The organism is uncultured Ruminobacter sp. (assembly GCA_902764345.1).
Classification (GTDB): domain Bacteria; phylum Pseudomonadota; class Gammaproteobacteria; order Enterobacterales; family Succinivibrionaceae; genus Ruminobacter.
Genome location: CACWVT010000028.1, coordinates 1 through 21,005, shown reverse-complemented (window position 1 = coordinate 21,005; position 21,005 = coordinate 1). Strand labels below are relative to the sequence as shown.

23 protein-coding genes are annotated in these 21,005 nt (G+C 44.9%); 14 read left to right on the top strand and 9 right to left on the bottom strand.

What is annotated here, in order from left to right:
* Nucleotides 1-200: 200 nt before the first annotated feature.
* On the bottom strand, nucleotides 201-1,202 hold the full coding sequence (locus QZU58_RS06355) for a lipid A biosynthesis (KDO)2-(lauroyl)-lipid IVA acyltransferase (protein ID WP_294495737.1): 1,002 nt from the start codon (nucleotides 1,200-1,202) through the stop codon (nucleotides 201-203).
* A gap of 533 nt (nucleotides 1,203-1,735) precedes the next feature.
* Between QZU58_RS06355 and QZU58_RS06350 the strand changes: the two genes are divergently transcribed.
* Nucleotides 1,736-2,272, top strand: coding sequence for a hypothetical protein (locus tag QZU58_RS06350; RefSeq protein WP_294495736.1), 537 nt, complete (start codon nucleotides 1,736-1,738; stop codon nucleotides 2,270-2,272).
* Nucleotides 2,273-2,396: 124 nt separating this feature from the next.
* On the opposite strand, the gene ybaK is transcribed toward QZU58_RS06350, so the two are convergent.
* Complete coding sequence (gene ybaK / locus QZU58_RS06345; RefSeq protein WP_294495742.1) at nucleotides 2,397-2,864, bottom strand: Cys-tRNA(Pro) deacylase; 468 nt, start codon at nucleotides 2,862-2,864, stop codon at nucleotides 2,397-2,399.
* Between the two features lie 333 nt (nucleotides 2,865-3,197).
* Between ybaK and QZU58_RS06340 the strand changes: the two genes are divergently transcribed.
* The 3 genes from QZU58_RS06340 to QZU58_RS06330 all read left to right on the top strand — a co-directional run bounded on the left by QZU58_RS06340 (nucleotide 3,198) and on the right by QZU58_RS06330 (nucleotide 3,988).
* A complete protein-coding gene (locus QZU58_RS06340) occupies nucleotides 3,198-3,299 on the top strand; it encodes a hypothetical protein (RefSeq protein WP_363174824.1) in 102 nt (33 codons plus the stop codon).
* Nucleotides 3,300-3,423: 124 nt separating this feature from the next.
* Nucleotides 3,424-3,720 (top strand): type II toxin-antitoxin system RelE/ParE family toxin, encoded by a 297-nt coding sequence (locus QZU58_RS06335; RefSeq protein ID WP_294495735.1) that lies wholly within the window; start codon nucleotides 3,424-3,426, stop codon nucleotides 3,718-3,720.
* Nucleotides 3,713-3,988, top strand: a complete 276-nt coding sequence (locus tag QZU58_RS06330) for a helix-turn-helix domain-containing protein (RefSeq protein ID WP_294495734.1) — start codon at nucleotides 3,713-3,715, stop codon at nucleotides 3,986-3,988. Before QZU58_RS06335 ends, QZU58_RS06330 begins: the two co-directional genes overlap by 8 nt.
* Nucleotides 3,989-4,297: 309 nt before the next feature.
* On the opposite strand, the gene QZU58_RS06325 is transcribed toward QZU58_RS06330, so the two are convergent.
* The 4 genes from QZU58_RS06325 to QZU58_RS06310 all read right to left on the bottom strand — a co-directional run bounded on the left by QZU58_RS06325 (nucleotide 4,298) and on the right by QZU58_RS06310 (nucleotide 8,416).
* On the bottom strand, nucleotides 4,298-4,741 hold the full coding sequence (locus tag QZU58_RS06325) for a tetratricopeptide repeat protein (protein ID WP_294461815.1): 444 nt from the start codon (nucleotides 4,739-4,741) through the stop codon (nucleotides 4,298-4,300).
* 435 nt (nucleotides 4,742-5,176) lie between these two features.
* Entirely contained in the window at nucleotides 5,177-5,995 is an 819-nt protein-coding gene (locus QZU58_RS06320) for a metal-dependent transcriptional regulator (protein WP_294461813.1), read from the bottom strand.
* 314 nt (nucleotides 5,996-6,309) lie between these two features.
* Nucleotides 6,310-7,377 (bottom strand): TatD family hydrolase, encoded by a 1,068-nt coding sequence (locus QZU58_RS06315; protein ID WP_294495733.1) that lies wholly within the window; start codon nucleotides 7,375-7,377, stop codon nucleotides 6,310-6,312.
* Between the two features lie 247 nt (nucleotides 7,378-7,624).
* Complete coding sequence (locus QZU58_RS06310) at nucleotides 7,625-8,416, bottom strand: SIMPL domain-containing protein (protein ID WP_294461808.1); 792 nt, start codon at nucleotides 8,414-8,416, stop codon at nucleotides 7,625-7,627.
* A 414-nt stretch (nucleotides 8,417-8,830) separates the two neighbouring features.
* Between QZU58_RS06310 and rsxA the strand changes: the two genes are divergently transcribed.
* The 9 genes from rsxA to QZU58_RS06265 all read left to right on the top strand — a co-directional run bounded on the left by rsxA (nucleotide 8,831) and on the right by QZU58_RS06265 (nucleotide 16,803).
* Complete coding sequence (rsxA, locus tag QZU58_RS06305; RefSeq protein ID WP_294461803.1) at nucleotides 8,831-9,409, top strand: electron transport complex subunit RsxA; 579 nt, start codon at nucleotides 8,831-8,833, stop codon at nucleotides 9,407-9,409.
* A 141-nt stretch (nucleotides 9,410-9,550) separates the two neighbouring features.
* Complete coding sequence (locus QZU58_RS06300) at nucleotides 9,551-10,099, top strand: RnfABCDGE type electron transport complex subunit B (protein WP_294495732.1); 549 nt, start codon at nucleotides 9,551-9,553, stop codon at nucleotides 10,097-10,099.
* 1 nt (nucleotide 10,100) lies between these two features.
* A complete protein-coding gene (rsxC, locus tag QZU58_RS06295) occupies nucleotides 10,101-11,930 on the top strand; it encodes an electron transport complex subunit RsxC (RefSeq protein WP_294495731.1) in 1,830 nt (609 codons plus the stop codon).
* 5 nt (nucleotides 11,931-11,935) lie between these two features.
* Complete coding sequence (locus tag QZU58_RS06290; protein ID WP_294495730.1) at nucleotides 11,936-13,066, top strand: RnfABCDGE type electron transport complex subunit D; 1,131 nt, start codon at nucleotides 11,936-11,938, stop codon at nucleotides 13,064-13,066.
* Complete coding sequence (locus tag QZU58_RS06285) at nucleotides 13,059-13,682, top strand: RnfABCDGE type electron transport complex subunit G (protein ID WP_294461793.1); 624 nt, start codon at nucleotides 13,059-13,061, stop codon at nucleotides 13,680-13,682. The genes QZU58_RS06290 and QZU58_RS06285 overlap by 8 nt, the downstream gene beginning before the upstream one ends.
* On the top strand, nucleotides 13,682-14,371 hold the full coding sequence (locus QZU58_RS06280; RefSeq protein WP_294495729.1) for an electron transport complex subunit E: 690 nt from the start codon (nucleotides 13,682-13,684) through the stop codon (nucleotides 14,369-14,371). Before QZU58_RS06285 ends, QZU58_RS06280 begins: the two co-directional genes overlap by 1 nt.
* Before the next feature lie 325 nt (nucleotides 14,372-14,696).
* Nucleotides 14,697-15,485, top strand: coding sequence for a TatD family hydrolase (locus tag QZU58_RS06275; protein ID WP_294495728.1), 789 nt, complete (start codon nucleotides 14,697-14,699; stop codon nucleotides 15,483-15,485).
* A 179-nt stretch (nucleotides 15,486-15,664) separates the two neighbouring features.
* Nucleotides 15,665-16,018, top strand: a complete 354-nt coding sequence (locus tag QZU58_RS06270) for a histidine triad nucleotide-binding protein (protein WP_294463485.1) — start codon at nucleotides 15,665-15,667, stop codon at nucleotides 16,016-16,018.
* A gap of 17 nt (nucleotides 16,019-16,035) precedes the next feature.
* Nucleotides 16,036-16,803, top strand: a complete 768-nt coding sequence (locus QZU58_RS06265) for a hypothetical protein (protein ID WP_294495727.1) — start codon at nucleotides 16,036-16,038, stop codon at nucleotides 16,801-16,803.
* Between the two features lie 156 nt (nucleotides 16,804-16,959).
* Here QZU58_RS06265 and sfsA read toward each other — a convergent pair whose 3' ends face one another.
* The gene (gene sfsA, locus QZU58_RS06260; RefSeq protein WP_294495726.1) at nucleotides 16,960-17,658 is read right to left on the bottom strand and encodes a DNA/RNA nuclease SfsA; all 699 of its coding nucleotides are present in this window, start codon (nucleotides 17,656-17,658) and stop codon (nucleotides 16,960-16,962) included.
* A 247-nt stretch (nucleotides 17,659-17,905) separates the two neighbouring features.
* Here sfsA and QZU58_RS06255 point away from each other — a divergent pair, with 247 nt between their 5' ends.
* On the top strand, nucleotides 17,906-18,937 hold the full coding sequence (locus tag QZU58_RS06255) for a bile acid:sodium symporter family protein (protein ID WP_294495725.1): 1,032 nt from the start codon (nucleotides 17,906-17,908) through the stop codon (nucleotides 18,935-18,937).
* Between the two features lie 139 nt (nucleotides 18,938-19,076).
* Here the strand turns inward: QZU58_RS06255 and QZU58_RS06250 are convergent, their stop codons facing one another.
* Nucleotides 19,077-19,646 (bottom strand): hypothetical protein, encoded by a 570-nt coding sequence (locus tag QZU58_RS06250; protein WP_294495724.1) that lies wholly within the window; start codon nucleotides 19,644-19,646, stop codon nucleotides 19,077-19,079.
* 240 nt (nucleotides 19,647-19,886) lie between these two features.
* Nucleotides 19,887-20,528 (bottom strand): nitroreductase, encoded by a 642-nt coding sequence (locus QZU58_RS06245; RefSeq protein WP_294495723.1) that lies wholly within the window; start codon nucleotides 20,526-20,528, stop codon nucleotides 19,887-19,889.
* Between the last annotated feature and the right edge of the window lie 477 nt (nucleotides 20,529-21,005).

The window sequence follows — 21,005 nt, the reverse complement described above, 5'->3', positions numbered from 1 at the left end:
TCATCTGTCAGATCATAAAACAAATTACCGATACTGCATAAGGAATTCATGAAAAATGGTGACCTGAGTGTTCATTATTGGCGAATTGACCGTTTCCTGAGCAGGCCGATCCGCCTGACGGGAGTAAAGAAGGAGGAGTTGCCACACAGAAAGCTGTACGATGTACCGGTTCGATGGCTCCTCCTTTTTCCGTAATCGTTTTAACGTTTACCGAATCTCTTCTGAATTTCGTTTCTGACGAATTCGTAGGTGTGGCTTTTTCCGTAGATGTCACGGAATTCCTCGTTTTCCGGTCTGGTCTTATAGAGTCTGAGAAACCACATATACTGCTTCTCCCTTCCTCTGATAAGTTCCTCAATGCATCTGTTGAGACGCTCGGCATCAGCCCTGTCGTCTCCTGACGGAAAGTTTTCAAAATACTTTCCGAAGACCACTTCATATGAATGTTTGGCCTCGTTGTAGCATGAGAACATGGGAACGACTAAGGCATCGCCCAGTCTGGCTATTTTGGAGACGGTGACGAGAGTAGCCTTCGGAGAGGCAAAGAGATTAACAAATTCTGAACCGCGGGCTCCAAGATCCTCATCTGGAAGGAAGAAAGAACTGTAACCTTCCTTAAGAGCCTTGATGATGGTGCGGATTCCTGAACCTCGCTCAAATACCTGACCGTCATATTTAAGTCTCATGGAGTTCATGAACCAGTCATAAACTTCATTCTTTGACGTATGCATCATGGTACACATAGTAAGACCGTTGGCTGAGAGATAGAGTCCGCATCTGTCTATTGCCCAGGCATGCGGGGCCATGAAAATCACCGGTTTACCGGTGGCCACGGCCTCGTCAAAGTATTCCTTGCCGGTGCAGATGTAGTGATTTCTGATGTAATCACGGCTTTTGTAAAAGCTTTCGCCATAGCCGAGGATTACCTTCAGGCCGACTCTGAGGAAGTCTCTGTAGATTCCAAGCTTATCCTTCTCGGACATGTCCGGAAAAGCCATTGTCAGATTGATAAGAACATTCTTTTTCATTCTGTGATTTATACGCCACAGCAGAAAGCACAGGACGTCGGCAGTAAAATCCCTTATATGTACCGGAATGTATGCAAGTATTCCCAGAAGTATGATTCCGAACCATGCTCCCCAGAATTTTGGTTTGAGGTAATGCTTTTTGAATGTCCTGTCGTATTTTTTTTCGCTGCTCATTCTGAATCAACCGTACCTTAGTGACATGAAGCGTTCTGTAAACGTCAGACCGCGATTATGAACATTTACGCAGATTATACTGTAAAAGCCGCTTCTTTGTAACACCGGAGCTCCAAATCATGCCATTCCTACCTGCAACCTCATCTGAACAGGCACATTTTTGAATTATCCGTATATAATTTATCTTTGTGTCAGGTTTTTCTTTGATACAACTCACTTTTTAACAAGTTTACGTATGTATGATGTCACATTTTAAATATTGATTCAGTCATTAGTGCGCATCTGAAATTAGAATAATAAATGTTTATTCGATAGTCTGTTTCCGGAAGGAAGACTAGCCTAACCTAATCTAATCTAAAAATATAAGAGCAATAAAAAGGCACGTAACGGCTCTGGTCGGATTCGTAGCCGTATAAGAATATAAAGCATAGAGTTTTAAAAAAGCCCGTAAACGGCTTTTATCCGGATTAAACCGGCATTTTCTATTATATTTTTATTGGACAAATAGCAACGGACAAAAGGATTTCACACAGATGAATTTCAGGCGTGCATTCAGATTCAGTTTCTTCAGCAGAGACAGCGATAATGCAGGTTTTTCCGGAACGGGAACGCCGATGGACGGTGAAAAGTATAAAAACAATTATTTGAATAATGCGGCAAGCGCAGACGAGGATATTATGGATCATTCCGGTGAAAAGAACGAATATTTGAAATCATTCAACAAGATTGTTCTGAAGGACGCCAATACTCTTATAATCAACAACAGATATTCAATAGTAAGGCAGAACCTCGGAGGCTGCTATCTTTTTACGCTCAGTAACATGAATGAATACTGGAAGGAAGACATTTCTTTTTCCCAGTCCTTTGATCGTGTTGATCTGGATAAAGTCATTGATGACGGGCAGTATCAGATACGTTATTTCCATTTCTCCCTGTGGTCTCAGGATCGCTACTGCGGCAGGCTTGTTCTCCGCTTCGGATACGAGGATGCCACCCACGAGTATTCAAAAAAGATTTATGATTTCTTTAACGTGATAGAACCAAAGGTTCCCAATGAGCCGGCAGATTGACTGAACAGCCGTGACTTTGAGGGCACTCCTTTCTGCACCACGTATGCATAGTCAGAAAATCCTGCAACGGGAAATCCGCTGCAGGATTTTTGGTATAAGAAGTCTGGGATGCGCTGAACGGACATTACTGATCGTCAGTTATGTCTCCAGTTTTGGCTTCAAGAGCTTTTATCAGCACGTCAGGAGGTAACCCCACGGAAAATCCTCTCTGTCCTCCGCTTACCAGCATTTCAGCAAGACTGAGCGCCCTGTCTGACACAAGCGTAAGTGTTCTTTTTTTCTGCCCGAACGGGCTTATGCCTCCGCACACATATCCTGTCAGTCTTTCGGCATCTGCAGGTTTTACCATTTCCGCATTTTTAAGACCTGCCAGCTTGGCAGCCCTTTTAAGGTTGAGATTGCAGTTTACAGGGATCACTGCGGTGACGTAGGTCTTTTCATGATGAATCAACAGGGTTTTAAAAACCTCGTTCTGATCCTTGCCAAGCTTGGTTGCAGCCATGTGCCCGAAATCCGATTTTGCATCGCATTCATATTTGTAGGTTTTGTAACTGATACCGTTCTTGTCCAGAAATTTTGTTGCCGGCGTCATCATTGTAATATGTCCTCTGCTGTTCGTTTAATGAGTACATGATTCGAACCTCTCTGCTGGTGGTTCTTACCATTCATGTAAAACATCCTATACTTTACCGCGTTGTACTTAAAAATCAATAGCTATATTCAGATGAAACGCACTGTTTTGGTAATACGAGGAGAAACAGTTTGGATGCTTTGACCTGGGGTAACCAATCCACGTATAACAGAGTGGCCAATACCGTGCTTACACTGAGGAAAATGTCTTGCCTAAATTTCTGCTTGATAAAGGTCGTTTCATAACAGAACCCCTTTTAAAGAAGGCAGACCTAAAAAATTTACACCTGCCCAAATAGAACATGCCAAAACGCTGTTACAGACTCATACCTATTCTCAGGTTGAATCAATGACTGGTATCAGCAAATCGACACTGAAAAGAATAAAAAAATATTAATTTAAAACTTGAATAATGATAACTTACAAGTTATCATTAAGAAAGAAGGTATTTGGAAAATGTATAATATATATTTTTATAAAAACTCAAAAAATCAAAGCCCTGTGCTTGATTACATTATGAGTTGAAAGGTAAAAAAGACAAAAATAGTCGCATACAGTTTCAGAAAATTGCCGACTATATTGATGCCCTTAAAGAATATGGATTAGATGCTGGCGAACCATATATCAAACATTTGAAAGATAAAATTTGGGAATTAAGACCACAAAGAAACAGAATACTATTTGTAACTTGGGAAAACGATAGTTTTGTTCTTTTACATACATTTGTAAAGAAAACACAAAAAACCCCAAAAGAAGAAATTGAAAAAGCACAGAGAGAAATACTTGATATAAAGAAAAGAGGTTTACATCATGAATAATTCTGCTATTGGAAAATCATGGGATGAAGTACGAGCCGAGCTTTTCACCCCTCAAGAACTAAAAGAAATGGAATCTAGAGTAAAGTTAATGCACGCTATCGCTGATGCTCGCAAGAAAAAAGGATTATCTCAAAGAGAATTGGAAAAAATCAGCGGTGTATCTCAGCCTGTCATTGCCAGAATGGAAAAAGGTGATGTTAATGCTAAGATTGATACGATCATGAAAATTCTAATTGCCCTTGGTGGTGAATTATCAGTAACTTTCTAAGCCCCCAAAATTTGAAGTTTGTGCAAAAAAATGAAAAAGCCCAGATCTATCTCTGGGCTTAGTTCGCTATAAAAAATCGGGAGTATGTGAAAATCTTTTTTTAAGGTGTTTCTTATTTGATGGACGGACTTTTTTATTTAACCATAATGCAAAATTCCTGATTATATAAGTTAAATTATATCTCAGGAATTTTTCTGACATTTTTAGCTATATGTAATTTACAGAGTTTGGTTCACACACAAAAGACATCAGATGATGTCTTTTGTTTTGTTAAATACTTCTGTTTGCTGAATTCAGCAGATACGTGGATTAATAGCCCTTTTCATCAAGCTTTCTGTACTTGTCACAGCCTTCCTGATTACCTAAGTCACATGCCCTGCCGTAGTATTCCTTTGCCAGAGTCTTATCCTGGTCAACACCCATTCCGTTGAAATACAGAACACCAAGGTTTGAGCACCCTTGATCATACTTCAGGGTACAGGCCTTTTCGAAGTAATTCTTTGCCTCTTCGAAGCTCTGCTTTATACCATGCCCGGTTTCGTAGTAGATTCCGAGATTGTTACATCCCATGCCTCTGTCTGCCTGATTTGAATTACAAACCTTTTCATAGTATGAACTTGATTCCTGAAAAACCTGACTGTCTTCATCAACAAACTCGTAATTCTGAGTGGTAGAAGCACAACCGGTTACGACTCCTGAAATCATCATTGCAGAAATGAATAAGTATGACTTTACGCTATTTATGTTTTTCATGTCCCTGGTCCCGTTAATGAAGAAGTAATTAAGATAATTCTGATCCCTACTGTCGAACTGCGTGACGCGGATCATGTTGTTAATATGATTATTTACTTCATTTACTTGTAATTATAACACGTGATTAACAAAAAATAATCTTTTTGGTGTATATATTGCACATTTTTGTATAAATAATACAAGAATATAACATATGTGCTAAACAAAACGTGATACATATCACCATGATAAATATCCTGTGTGACCATATTAATGTGATTTTTGTTAAAAACGGGGAACTGACAGAACAGAATAAAGGTATACAAGGTATTTCGTTTTATTGAAATATCTGTGACTCCATAACGGAATGAAAAGTGACCAAGACTTTAATTATGCAAAAAAAGAGCCCTGTCTGTTCAGGGCTTGTGGCATCGGGAGCAGGAGTTAGTGTCGGGATTATCTGACCTTGACCTTAATTCCGTTGTTTTTCAGATACTTTTTAATGCCGCTAAGCGCAGGCTCGCTAATCATGTGTTCAATACGGCAGGCATCTCTGTCGGCAACCTCATCCGAAATGCCGAGGGTAAACTTAAGGAATGCTTCAAGATGCAGGTGTCTGCCGTAGATCTTTTTGGCCACTTCCTCACCTTTAGGAGTAAGGATGAGTTCGTTGCCGTCACCTATTTCAAGATAACCTTTCTGCTTAAGAACATTCACCGCACGGCTTACGGATGCTCTGGATACGTTAAGGAGCCTTGCCAGGTCAACCGATCTTATCCAGTTTTTGGTTTTGCGGATAATAAGAATTGATTCAAGGTAGTTTTCGCCGGATTCAAGAAGTTCGGCAAAATCTGGAAAGTGAGAGCTGATCTCGTCATCTACAACCACACTCTTAAGCTGATGCTCCTTTATGTAGTTTTCGATGCCCTTTACGGTCTCGTCACTCACGACATGTTCGATTCTGCAGGCGTCCACCCCGGCCTGTTCAGGACTGATGCCTGCCGTGTCCGTCAGGAAGGTTACAAGACAGGTATGAATGTGCAGTACTCTGTCTGCTATGGTATGGCCTTCATCTGTTAAACTGATGTAGCCTTCCTCGCTGACAGTAACAAGGTTTCTTTCCTTCAGTATTCTGATTGCTCTGCTCACGGATGGTCTCGACAGGTTTAATTCCTTTGAAACGTCAACCGAACGCACGTGTTCCGCACGCGACACAAGTTTGTGTATCGTTTCAAGATAATTTTCCATCGATTCATGTTCAATATGACTGGACATACCAAAACCCTGTGAGTTAAAAATAAACTTCCGTATTTACGGCAAAAAAAGTAAAAATATCCCGGATGCGGATCCGTGGATTCTCCCGGGGATTTATATTGCTTCAGGGTGCGGACTAAAAGATTGACACCGCGCATCCTGCAGCTGTTATTGACGGCTCCCCTGCCTTTTCCTTTATTATAAACAAGCCGAAAGGCATCACAAAACAAATTATTATGCTACTCCGATAAATATTTAGTATTTATCATATTTGAGGACCGGTCAGGGCTTGAAATATGGATCTCTGGAGCAGAATACTCTGCCGTACGGCAGATTCAGTCGTTTTGCCTGCAGCATTTATCAGGATAAAAAAGATTCTCCGCATTGTTCAATAGAACCTCTGACATTGTTTCCGGGGCGGTATCAAAGATTGCCGCAAGCTCGGTAACCAGAATATGCAGTCTGTCGGGTAAAGCCATGATTTTCTCTGCCGTCGGAGCGTTACTGCTTTCAATTGCTTCCCTGCAGCTTGATGAGTTTCGGACGTTAAAATACATGTACGGGAAGTCAGTTTCGGTGACAATTCTGTTCATACCCGCATTCAGTACCGCTTCCCGAAGTTTTTCGGAATACTGAGCCATAAGCATCGGACCGATCCCGAGCTTAAGTCCGTGACGCAGATACTGTTCTGCTCTTGAGGTGCCGCCCGTAAAGGCGTGCAGAACACCTCTGACTCCGCTGATTCTTTTGAGTTCGTGAAGGATTTCATTATCTCCGCCAACGGCATGAATGCTGACCGGAAGTCCGTTATCCCTCGCAAACATCAGCTGCTCGCGAAACGCCTTTACCTGAACGTCAATCGGGACGGTTTCCTTAAAACGCCTGTCAATGCCGATTTCACCGACAAAGATTCTGACTCCCTTGGATGACAGTTTGCCTGAGTATTCGTTTTCAAGGGCCCTTTTAAGAATTGCGTATTCGTTTTCCATAGCTCTTAAACTGAAGCCGTCGGCATACATCGGGTGGGTTCCTATTCCGAAAACAAGCTCCGGACATGTCTCTTGTTTTTCATCCGCAGGATTTTCTAAAAGTATTTTCCCGAGCAAATGATTTCTGTATCCCTCATACCCGGAGACTGAGGGAACCATTACCGTTTTCACACCGGAGGCTAATGTTCTTTGTGCGAGGCTTCTGAAGTCTGCTGTTATCCCGGACAGTTCATTCCCGGGCAGGGACTTCAGAATATGAATTAACCGGTCTGCCGAATCCGCATCTTGGCACCTGAGATAATCATCCGTGATGGTAAAGCCGGAGAGCTGCGGAAGTCTTTTCCGCAGCAGGACGGCATCAGCTGTTCTGAACAGATGGCAGTGAGTATCTGAGAAATTACGGATTCGGGACATTGAACACTCCGGAGAACCGGATGCTTCCCATCCGATTCAAAAGAATAAAACATGTGCAGATGCTTGAAAAGCAGGACACTGACCGTTTGAAGCTGTTTCTTCAGACTTTTCGGCGACCGGCTTTTCCGCCAGACAGGTCTGTTGCGGTAAAACGTTTACCTGCGGAAATAAGACGGAAAATCAGGCTCTTCAGATTGCAAGAGTTTCATGCAGTCTGTTTATGAGTCTTCTCTGTCTTATATTCCTTTTAATTCTTCTTTGTCTGTTCAAGGTTATAGACCACGCTTACGTTATCGGTGAAAACAAGTTTGTCCGGTGAGTATACCGAAGAGTCGGCGATACTGTTGGACATAAGCCCCTTACTCATCATCCTGGGCTGAATGTAGGTTTCATTGCTGCCGGATATTGGAGTATTGTATGAAATGGATGCTATTGTACCCAGATTTACGCCGAAGGCTTTTGATATCTGAGACGCTTTTGCCGCAGCATCAGCTACAGCCTGAAGTCTGGCCTTTTCCATGACCGGAGCAGGATTCTCCAGCTCGTAGGAAATGTTATGGATGTTGTTGATTCCCGATGACACGGCAATATCGAGTACCTTTGATATATTCTCAAAGTTTTTAACCTTTACCGTTACCGTTCTGCTTGCACTGTAGCCGGAAACACGACGTTCGTTGGTTTTGGTATCGTAAGCGTAGTCCGGAGTGACACTGATGCTTTCAGCTCTTATGCTTCCGTCTTTGGTGCTGATTGTGCCTTTAAGTGCAGGCTCTTTTCCAAGTCCGTCCACAAATCTGCTTATGGAATTTTCAACCGATTGCCTTGCTGTTTCGGCAGATTCAGACTGAACAGTTGCCGCAACGCGAATAAATGCCACGTCCGGAGACGCTTTTACCGTAGAGTATCCTTCTATTGAAATTGTTCCCGGTCTGTCACTGCATTCGTGTTCGGTGTCTGCTAAAACTGCTGAAGCGGCCCCTGCCAGTGCGCAGGCTAAAACCGCTTTGGAAAGAATGGATCCTGTTCTGATCTTCATCATAGACTTTCTTCCGTTTCTGGTAATCTGAAATCTTACCGATATGTCAATCATACAACCAATTCAATCGGTGTTTTTGTATCGGTATCAAAAAAAACATTAATGTTGAAAACTTGTTCCGATTCCGCGATCGGGACATCATTATGACATTATTTGTCCCGGACAGTTCTTTCCCGTGACGGATTCTGCTCCTTTTTGTCTGTTATTTGAACAGATGATGCTTTTGCGCCGTTACCGTCCTGACGTTTGCCGGAATTGTGATTTTTTCTTACGGAGCTTCGGTCCGTCATGTCAGTCAGACTCTTTGGAAAACATTTATACTATAATTCATATCAGAAAAATATGAAAGACTATTTTTTCTTTCACAATATTATTACAAATGTGCTAAAATCGTCGCAATTCAGGGAAAGAGAGAATATGTCATACTTTTTACTTTTTTTAAGTGCAGCAGTCATTAATAATTTTGTACTTGTAAGATTCCTCGGAATCTGTCCTTTCATCGGAGTATCCAAACAGCTGAGCTCCGCGACGGGAATGGGGCTTGCCACGACCTTCGTTCTTGTTCTCACCTCTGCCGTGTGCTACCTTATGGACAGACTGGTTCTTGTCCCTTTTGACATTACCGAGCTGAGACTCCTTGCCTATATTGTGGTAATTGCCGGCGTCGTGCAGTTTACCGAGGTTATGGTTAGATATATAAGTCCGGAAATCTTTAAGCTTCTCGGCATCTATCTGCCGCTCATTACAACTAACTGTATTGTACTGGGACTTGCCCTTCTGAACATCAGCCTTGAATACAATTTTCTGGAGGTTCTGATCTTCAGTCTTGGCGCAGGGACCGGTTTTTCTCTGGTTCTGATAATATTCGCCGCTATGCGTGAGAGACTTGCTCATGCGGCAGTTCCCGGACCATTCAGGGGAAGTGCCATAGCTCTCATTACCGCGGGCCTTCTGTCAATGGCATTTATGGGGTTCACGAACCTTATAAGCGGGTAGTCGCATTTTTTCCTCAGGACAGCTGATGAATGTCCGGGGAAATTATTCCGCCCCGTCCGAACCGCGCGGAAATTTATGGTCGGTTTTCCGGTCTGCATACAAAAGTTTTTTTACCGAAAGGAATTATTGGACACAACCGCTATGCTACAGCAATTCTTTATAATTCTGGCTGTTTCCTCAGCTGTTTTTATGTTGGGATTCATGCTGAGTCTCGCCTCAAAGAAATTCAGGGTTGAATCAAAGGACCCCACTGCCGATCTCATTAATAATCATCTGCCTCAGGTTCAGTGCGGTCAGTGCGGTTTTGTGGGGTGCTCAGAATATGCTGCGGCAGTTGCTGCCGGAAAGGCTCCGATAAACCTGTGTACTCCCGGCGGTGATGCCGTTATAAGAAAGATTGCCGAAATCATGCAGGTACCGGTTACCTCCGCCTTCGGTATGGAGCAGGAGGACAGAGTTGCCCGCATCAGTTCCGAAAGCTGTATCGGTTGCGGAAAGTGTGCGAAGATTTGTCCGTATGATGCCATCGAGGGCGTTCTTAAGCAGCCGTATCACGTAAATCCGGCATTCTGCATGAGCTGCAACAAATGCGTTGATACCTGCCCCAAGAAATGCATTGCCATGGTGGTACCGGATCCTACCACCGACACCTGGGATTGGGTAATTGAGAATACTGGGGAGGCCAGATAGCATGTCCAGATGGGATAAGATTAGGAAAGGTTCATTATTCTCCTTCAAGGGAGGCGTTTTTCCTCCTGAAAACAAGTTTACCGCAGGCATGGCCATTGAGCATGTTCCGGCTCCGGAATACCTTATACTGCCTTTAAAACAGCATAGCGGTGCTCCCGCAGAGGTACTGGTAAAGCCCGGACAGCATGTGCTTGCCGATGAGCCGCTTACCTCTCCTAAGAGTGCAATGCAGGTACCGATTCATGCTCCTCTCTCCGGAACCGTGGTTTCCGTTGCCATGTCCGGTATTCCGCACCCGAGCGGGTATATGGAGCCGTGCGTGAAAATCAGATGCGACGTTCCCGGTGAACCTGGATACGGTGAATGCTATGCCAATCCGTCCTATCCCGACTATCAGAATACAGATCGTGAACCCCTTCTGAACCATATAAACAGAATGGGAATCGCCGGACTTGGCGGAGCCGGGTTCCCTACCGATGTCAAGCTTCGCAGCTCGGCAAAAGCCGAGAACTGTCAGGTGCTCATTATTAACGGTGCCGAATGCGAGCCGTACATTACCTGCGATGACAGACTGATGCGTGAGAGAGCCGACAGAATAATTGAGGGAATAAGAATTCTTCAGTACATTCTCAACCCTGTATACACCGTCATTGCCGTTGAAAACAACAAACCTGAAGCCATTCGTGAGCTTAACAGGGCCATAAGTGATTCCGGCATTTCCGAGACCAGAGTTACTGAAATACCTGTTAAATATCCGTCAGGAGCTGCAAGGAATCTCATTACAGTGATAACCGGCATTGAGATTCCGTACAATGCCCGTTCCACGGCATACGGCATAGTAGTACATAACGTAAGTACCGTATACGCTGTTGCAGATGCGGTTCTGAGAGGAAAACCGCTTACCCATCGCATTGTAACGGTTACCGGTTCAGCCCTTAAAAAGCAGGGAAACGTGGAAATACCTCTCGGATACAGCATTAAGGAGCTTATGAATCATTTTGGGTATACTGCTCCGTCCGTTCCAAGGGTAATCGTTGGCGGTCCGATGATGGGATTTACCATCCATGATGCCAATGTTCCGGTCATAAAGACCTCCAACTGCATAATTGCTCCGGGTGAACATGAAATAGAAAGAACCAAACCTCAGGTAAACTGCATAAGATGCGGACGCTGTGCCCGTGCATGCCCTTCAAGACTCATTCCTTATGAGCTTTATGCATTCTGTGTTGCGAATGAACATGAAGCTGCATTAAAGTGCGGTTTAAAGAGCTGTATTGAATGTGGCTGCTGCTCCTTCGTCTGCCCTAGCGCTATCCGTCTGATTGCCGAATTCCGTCAGGAAAAGGCGCAGATAAAAATTGAAAAAATCAAGAAGGACAGAATAAATGCTGCCAAGGAACGTTTTGTTCTCAAGCAGCAGAGGCTGGCTGAAGAGGAAAGACTGAGAGCGGAACGTAAGGCCGCAGCTCTTGCGAAGATTAAGAGTAAGCCTGCAGCCGCAGCTGCGTCCGGCACTGATGCAGCAGCTGTATCAGGTACTGAATCTGAACTGGAGCAGAGGAAGAGAATTGCCCTGGAAAAAGCGGCGGCAATTAAGGCTGCAAGATTAAAGGCCAAAGCTGAAGCATCCGGATCCGATACATCTGCAGGTCAGACTGTAAGCTCTGAAGCAAAGGCTGAATCACCTGCCGCAGCTTCTGCTAAGAACCCAGATCTCGAGGAAAGAAAGAGAATCGCTCTGGAAAAGGCAGCGGCAATTAAAGCTGCAAGACTGAAAGCCAAGGCTGAGGCTGAAAAAGCTCAGTCTCAGACAGACACTAAAGGAGAATAACACTAATGTCCGGCAACCTGATTTTGGAAAGCGCTCCTCACGATTTGAGCGTTTCAACTACCGGGAAGGTTATGAGAACCCTGATTCTCACTCTGATTCCTGCGTTAATTGCCACCACATGGTTCTATGGATTTGGAACGCTGATTACCACGCTGATAACCATCGTGTCCTGCGTCGGTTCGGAAGCTCTGTGGCTGAAACTCAGAAAACGCAGAATAGCCCCGGTATGGAGAGACTGCTCCGCACTTACTACAGCCGTGCTTCTCGGGCTGACCCTGCCGCCTCTTCTTCCGTGGTATCTTTCCGTTATAGGATCCGTATTTGCCATCATTGTGGTAAAGCAGGTCTATGGCGGACTCGGACAGAATCTTTTTAATCCCGCAATGGCAGGTTTCGTATTCCTGCTTATAAGCTGCCCGTTGCCGATGACAACGTATGTTGATGCCATGCCTGACGCCTATAAGATAATTACTCCGGGCAGAGCCGCTGCAATTATTTTTGACGTGAATTCCGCTGAAGCAGAAAAGGCAATCAATCAGGACCTCGGTACCGCGGACTATCTGAAACGTATTCATGAAGCCGAAAGATCCGTCATCGCTGACGGTTTCACCGGATCTACGTTCCTTGTTGATGCAAAGCACGAGCAGCCTGAAAAAAACGTGAAGGTTTTTGTCGAAGCCAAGGCTTCAGATTTTATCTTCTATGGCCTGCTGGCCAAGGTTGTAATAGCCGGCTGTTTTCTTCTGGGCGGTATACTGCTCATCGTAAAGGACATAATCGACTGGCGCATTCCGCTCTCATTTCTCGGAGTCAGTACAGTCCTCACCGCCGCATTTTATTTTGCGGCACCTGAGCTTTATCTTTCCCCGTGGCATCATCTGGTATACGGGGCTACCGTTTTCGGGGCGTTTTATATTATGACGGATCCGGTTACTGCGGTGTCTAAACCATCTGCAGCCTGGATTTTCGGGGGCGTGATTGCAGTGCTGTTTGTGATTATACGAAATCTGGGCGGTTATCCGGATGCCGTTGCCTTCAGCGTGCTTTTGGGCAATGCCTGTGCTCCGCTGATTTCAATAATGACCAGACGTCGCGAATTCGGTCAGGGATTTAAACCGGAGAACATCAATGACTAGTAAAAGCTTTAAAGACTCATCATTTTACGTCGGACTGCTGCTTGGGGTGATTACATTCTGCTGTCTCTCAATTGTTTTTATAGTCAGGGATATAACCGCAGAGCGAATCAGCGAGGCTGCATTTGAGAAGCAGAACAGCTCATTCAAGCTTCTCCTTAAGGGAATTAAATTTGATAATAATCCCGGGGCTGAATGCTATATTGCCGACGGACTCGGATCATCCCCGAAGAAGGTTTACGTGGCTAAGTACCATGGCAGAGTCAGCGCATACGTCGTTTACTATGACGTGGCCGGAGGCTACAGTACCCCGTTTTCAATGGTGGCAGGCGTTGATGCCGTCACGGGATTAATCAATTACGTTGACGTGGTTGAATTTAATGAAACACCGGGACTTGGTGACAAAATCCTGAGAAGCAGCGGAAACTATCTCGATTCCTTCAGTGGCGCAGGTCTTTCAAATCGTGTGTTCGAGGTTAAAAAGGACGGCGGCGACTTTGACTTCTTTACCGGAGCAACAGTTACTCCACGCGCTGTCGTACGTTCAACCGGCAGCATGCTTAAGCGTGTGGGCTCTCTCGATTTAGACTCTCTTAAGAAATGTGAGGGGGAAAGATAATGATGGAAAAGATTTTTGAAATATTTAAGGACGGCCTTTGGAATAAGAATCCGGGGCTTGTTCAGCTTCTCGGGCTCTGCCCCCTGCTTGCCGTAACGTCAACTGCGGCAAATGCTCTCGGTCTCGGTATTGCCACAATCGCGGTACTTACTGTTTCCAATTTTCTGATTTCTGCCGTAAGACATCTTTTGAAGGCTGAAGTACGTATCATCATATACGTAATAATAATCGCTTCCGTAGTAACCTGCGTTCAGCTCTGCATGCAGGCGTATACGGCTGAGCTGTACGCCACGCTTGGTCTGTATATTTCCCTGATAGTTACTAACTGCATCATCATTGCAAGAGCGGAAATCTTTGCCTCAAGAAATTCGGTGCTTTTCTCCGCACTTGACGGCTTTGCCAACGGCCTCGGTTTTACACTGGTGCTTCTGCTTATCGGCGGGGTCAGAGAGATTATCGGTCAGGGAACCCTGTTTGCCGGAATGGAGCAGCTCGTGGGAGAAGCAGGAAGTTCAATGAAGATTACCTTCTTCAGTGCCGACAAGGGACTTCTGATTGCGATTCTGCCTCCGGGAGCCTTTATAACTCTCGGCATGCTGGTTGCGGTAAAGAACTTTATGGACAACAGACTCTTCGTTAAGGTTACCAGCAAGAAGAGAGATGCGGAAACCACCATAGTGAATGAGTAAAGTCCCGTAACCTGCGAAAATGCAGGTTATGCTGAAGGGGACCAAGGGAGAACCAGCAACCGGTTCTCCCTTTTTTCTTATGAATGAATCACTCCCTTTCTGCCGACGGCGTTCCCCTTCCGTTTTAATTAAGATATGAGGCCTTTCGTTAATGATTTCCCTCATTGTTCCGGAGGATTTCATTCTGAGGTAATTCCTGCAGTGTCCGTATTGCATTTACGGGGCCGAGAATGGATAATAGTCACGTCTGCCGATTCCCGCATTTACGGGAGCAGGCAATTCCTGAAATTTTACAGTCTGACAAATATTAAATAACTGAGTAGATATGTTTTTAGTTGATTCGCACTGCCATCTTGATTCCCTCGACTATCAGAATAATCATAAGGACGTCGCAGACGTGCTTGCAAAGGCTCATGCCGCCGGTGTTACGCATTTTCTTTGTCCCGGGGTTGATCTTGAAAGCTTTTCAAAAATGTATGATCTTGTGAAGGACTTTCGTGAGGTATGGTGTGCCTGTGCCATTCATCCGGAAAACATCAATGAAGGCAATAAGAACTGGAGTGACGATGAGATGCGTGCGTTCCTGTCACTGGATAAGGTTGTTGCCGTCGGTGAAACCGGTCTGGACTATGTATGTACTCCCGAAACCAGAGAGCTTCAGGTACCAAGTTTCGCAAGACAGATCCATCTTGCGGTAGAAGTCGGCAAACCTCTGATAATTCATATGAGAGGCTCGGCCGGTGAATGTCTTGACATGCTGCGCTCTGAGGGAGGACGGGACTGCGGAGGCGTGATGCACTGCTTCTGCGAGGGAAAGGATGAGGCGAGGAAGGCTCTCGATCTCGGATACTACATTTCATTTTCAGGTATTGTGACCTTCAAGAATGCGGAAAATGTCAGAGAAGCATGCCGCTATGTTCCTGCAGACATGATGCTTGTGGAGACGGATTCCCCTTATCTTGCACCGGTGCCAAAAAGAGGTAAGCCTAATGAACCGGCATATGTGGATCATACGGCTAAAGCTGTGGCAGAGATTAAGAATATTCCGTATGAAACCCTGTGTGAGCTCACATCCCGTAATTTTGCCTCATGCTTTAGGGTAAAACTCGACTAGAGTTTTCATTCCGTCTGTATTCACAGAACAGAATTATCGTGTAACGGATAGGTTTTACGGCTTATCCGTACTAAATGACAATTATTGTTTCCGGTCGTGTATAAAACAGATTAACAAAATGTTATAATACGACTGTAAAACAAACTAAGAATCAACAATTTTATTGAGGAGTAACGCACATGGCCGAAGAAACAATTTTTTCAAAGATTATCAGACACGAAATCCCTTCCGATATCCGTTATCAGGATGACGACGTAACCGTTTTTGCCGATATTTCACCTAAGGCTAAGGTTCATCTTCTTATTGTTCCAAATAAGGTGATCCCTTCCGTTAACGAAATTGAAGACGGCGATGCCGCTTTAATCGGCAAGATGATTTTAACCGCTAAAAAGATTGCCAAGGAAATGGGTTTTGCCGAAAACGGCTACAGACTCATAATCAACTGCGGAAAAGACGGCGGTCAGGAAGTTCCTCACCTTCATCTGCATCTTCTCGGCGGTGAAAAGCTGCGTATCATTGGTGCAGGTTTCTAAGGGAGTTTGCTGGAGACATGTCTTCTAAGATTTTGGTAAAGGTATCCGTACTGGTTCTGTCACTGTTTGTGCTCTCAGGCTGTAACATTCTTACTGACCTTTTCAAAAAGGACAGTAAGCAGGAGCAGCATGTCGTAACGCAGCAGAAAGCAGAGGAAAAGCCTGTTGCCGATACCAAGAATAACAGAAAAAACAACAAAAAGAAGAATCAGAAGAACTCCAAGGCCGGGAAGAAGCAGGCAAAGGATTCCGGAGAATCCGTAATTGTTGAGAAGAAGGAGGAACAGGCATCTTCTGACAGTGATAACGTCCTGACCGAAGATGATGAATCCGAAACCATTGACGAAAAGCCGACCGTAAGTTCAAAGGCAACATCAGGAAACACCTGTGTCGGTAATGAACGTAATATTCAGGAAGGTTTTTCTGAACTGGCTGAAGCAGCCGGATATTCGTTTCAGCCGCGTCAGCCTAACCTGGTTATGGTTACCGGTATAACAGTCGGTAAAGGTGTATGTAAGGGTGCTACCTCCTACAGCGGCATCGTGAAGCACAATCTGGCCGCCACCGGCAGATTTACCCTTATCGGCAATGATGTTAATCAGCGAATCATGAAGGCGGCTTCAGGTACGTCTTATGCCTATCTTGTAAGGGTTGCCAAAGCTCAGAACGTGGATTACATCGTATCCGGAGCCGCTATTAAAAACGGCAGCAAAATCAATCTGATTCTTAAGATTACGGATATCAAGTCCGGCGCCACCGTATGGCAGAAGAACAGTACCCTGTAACGGGGACTGCTGAGCCTTAACGGTACAGACCTTACGTAAGGAAAACGGGAATGTGCAATTCCCGTTTTTTTATTGTTTGATGTCGGTGATTAGTCCGTTTTCTCATTCTCTGCAGCCCTCTGCAATCAGTGCGGGGAATCGTGACGCAGCCACCCGTTATTTACCTGATTCGGATAAATCCTCCCGAATTAAATCAAGTTCGGGATATTTTACGGTGAGAGAATCGGGTTCGACGTGACATTCGAGATTTACTACCCTGACTCCGCCTTTTTCAGCCTCGTAAAGTGCATCGGCAAAATCCTGATGAATTTCGGCATTAGCCCTTACCTCGCTGACTCCGTCCATCTGAATTACAAAAACAAGAACGGCCTTATATCCCTTTTCACATGCGGCAGTCAGTTCCTTCAGATGCTTTACACCTCTTTGCGTAGGGGCATCCGGAAAATATCCGGTTCCGTTTTTTTCAAGTGTACATCCCTTGACCTCTATCAGATATTTCCCGGTCATGTCTTCGGCATAGAAATCAATTCTGGAGCTTCCGTATACGTACTCCGGGATGATTCTAGCAAAACCGAGTTTATCAAGCCATTCTCTGACAACCGCATTGGGAGCCTGACTGTCCATATTTATCAGAAGGCCGTTATTTTTACGGACAGCCACCAGATCGTATACGGTCTTACGTCCCGGTGTCCCCGGAGCAGTCAGATAAACGGTGCATCCCGGTATCAGAAGTTCTTTGCATCTGCCCGTATTTTTTACATGAACGGTCTGGGATTCCCGATTGAGTTTTACGTGAGCAATAAAACGGTTAGGACGATCAATAAATTCAGCCTCCGTAATATTATCGTATTTCATCAGCTCATCTCCTCTTATACTTTCGCCCATGCCTGTCGAAAACGGTGAATCACGGGAGTAATTTCTCACGGGATATTTAGATAATTCTCCTGCTCCATTCCTGCTGTGGCAAAGGAATGATAACGTAATGATTATAAACCAAAACAGCAATACAAAAGTCTTGAATGCATCAGTCAAAGGTTTACAATATGCACGTGTGTGATATCCGTATGATTACGGCTGTCTTTTTTATCATAACGGAGTACTTATGGGATTGTTTAAGTTACTTGAAATCATCAGTAGGTATCTGGCCAAATATACTGCTCTGTTCGTTGTTGGGGCAGGATTTATCGCTTATTACTACCCGCACCTGTTTACATGGGTTTCCGGGACCAGCCAGATGGTTGTTCTCGGAGTAATTATGCTGGCAATGGGCATGAGTCTGCATGCCAGAGACTACAAAATACTTGCACAGCATCCTTTTGATATTTGTCTCGGAGCCGTGGCTCAGTTTACAATCATGCCGCTTGCGGCTTTTGCGATAGCCAAGGTATTCAGCCTCTCTGACGGTCTGACTCTTGGTCTTATTCTGGTCGGAAGCTGCCCCGGCGGAGTGTCATCCAACATAATGAGCTTTCTCTGCAAAGGTGATGTGGCCTATTCCGTAGGCATGACTACCGTGTCCACTCTTCTTGCTCCCGTAATGACTCCTCTTCTGGTGACACTGATGCTCGGTACTGATGTGTCAATGGACGGAATCGGCATGGTGAAATTCCTGATTATAGTTACGCTGATTCCGGTCGGCGCCGGCTCCCTCTGCAACATTGCCTTCGGCGAAAAGCAGCTGTTTAAGAGCATATCATCCATAATGCCGGGAATTGCCGTTATTGCCTTTGCATGCATTGTCGGAGGTGTAATTGCCGTTCACGGGGAAAAATTCCTGGAATCAGGTCTGGTAATTTTTGCCTGCATATTCATGCATAACACTGCAGGTTACATTCTCGGATATCTTACCGCAAAATTTAACCACATGAATACAGCCAGAAGAAGGACTCTTTCAATAGAAGTCGGTGTGCAGAACGCCGGACTTGCCACGGGGCTCAGCAGTAAATTCTTCCCGACGGTACCGGAAGCAGCAATTGCCTCAGCGGTTTCCTGCGTATGGCACTCAATATCAGGAACCATTCTGGCCAATCTGTATCTCTGGTTCGATAACCGAAAAGTAAGGAACATTGAGAATAGAATAACCGGAAAATTCAAGCCTCAGGCCATCACTGTTCAGAGTGATTGCAGAAAATAAGGTTGACCTCAGGATTACTCAGGTGAAATTCCGCCTGACAATATTTTGAACCGGAAAACACAAAGGAAGATGTCCGTTAAATAAGACATCTTCCTTTTTTTGTTTTACCGGTTAATGTACGTCTCTGATTATTTACGTATCACTGCTCCGGTACATAATCCCATACGTTAAGGCTGCCGTAACAGTCAACAAGATCTTCAATGAGCGGAATGCCGCAGCTTAAACGCATTACAAGAGCTGATGCATACAGGAGATCATCAGCCTCCCTCTCGTCATACGCCAGAAGTCCGGTACTGTTGTGAGCAATGGTGCGCAGTACGGATATGTTCTTTTTAAAGAATTCGACCTGTATCTGATAATCCGCATCCTTTACAAGTCGGAACAGACCTTCGAGAGCGTTGGAAAATACGGCGATGTCATGAAGCTGATCCTGCGTGAACCTGGAAACGTCTTCTGATATGTTTTCGCCGGGTACCCTGCTTTCGTTTCCCGCTTCTCCGGATACTGAATCCGCTTCCTGAACGTCGTCAAGAAAAACAAAGTCTCCGTCGTTATTATCTGAACTGTCAGAATCAGTCATTCCGAAAAGATCATAGACGGGTTCATCAGCCTGTACCGTTTCTGCCCCTGAGGCTGCTGCAGACGGTTCACCTGCTGAACCTGCACTGTCTTCCTGCTTCAGATGTAAGTCCTTTTCCTTTGTGTTCATTGATATCTCCGGTTCAATTTATTACCGTATCCTTTTTCCTTTCCGAAATTCATGAAAGTATATGTTCAGCGTCCGGTAAAATCGTTGTTGTGCTGCGTAACAATGAGGAGAAATGTGATATGCGCATTTCAAACGTTATGCCCCTGTTGCAAAGAAACTCCGTTTGCAGACGGAGTTTCCCGGTATATTACATAATATCTTCAGTCCGACGGCATGATCGGAGTTTCCGGCGAACGCCGACTAGTCCTTCCAGATTACGAACTGATCAAGAGTCATTCGTGATGACTGAATTCTGTTAATCGGCGTATCTGCCACGTATCCGATGGCAACACCAACTGCTATGTCGTATTCATCGGAGATATCTATGTACTTTCTGATTACGTCAGGATACTTCACGATGTTGTATGCGGGAATTGAGCCGAGCCCCCTGTTTGTTGCGGCAAGAAGCATAGTCTGTTCAAATCCGCCCAGATCAAGAACAGCCCATTTGTTGGCGGTTCTCGGTAAACAGAGGAACAGTACGGCAGGAGCATCAAAGAAGCTGTTTTCCAGTTCATCCCAGCGCTGACCCACATGCATTGAATTCGCATATTCATAGAAGCTGTTCATGTTCTTCTGAGCCTGCTCAGACCACTCGGTTCTGTGAGTAGTGTCGAAATCGGCATAGCCCTTCACACCTTCCTTACTGAGTCTGACAAATTCGTTTCTGATGTTTTCCAGAGTATGTCCGGTGGCTACGAATACTTTCCATTCCTGAGCATTAACCCAAGAAGGGGCACGGCCTGCCTCCATGATGATGTCGGCGATAACTTCCTTGCCGATTGTGTCCTTTTTGAATTCCCTTACGGATTTTCTTTTGGCTACTACTTCTTTAAATTCCATTTGTTTAGTCCTTATCATTAGTCTGACGCTTAGGCGATAATAACATAAATAAATGTAAAGAAGCAGATAATAAGGGAAGGTAAAGGAAGCATCTCACTATTCTTTGCTGTTCTGACTTGAATCCCGTCGTTTTCAATCACCTGCCTGAGCAGATCTGATATATAGAAGAGGCAGCGGGTGATCCGTACATTGTGGATGATTTCTCCCTCGGGCACTTCTTGATCCGCGAGGGGGGCGATCCCTTTGGCAAGTATTCCATAGAGAACTCCAAGAACGGCGGCTCCCTAAAGACATTTGTCTTCGGGGAGCCGCTCAAGAAGAATGATATACCGGTATTGTGCGCCAAGCTGCCTTTTCAGGTTGAACGGATCATAGTACTCATGGCAAAAACCTGTTCACAACCGCTTAACACAGCGCATTGCCTCTCACGTCGCATCAGATGCCTCACGCTTTCTGACGTGCCGCGAGGATGTCCGA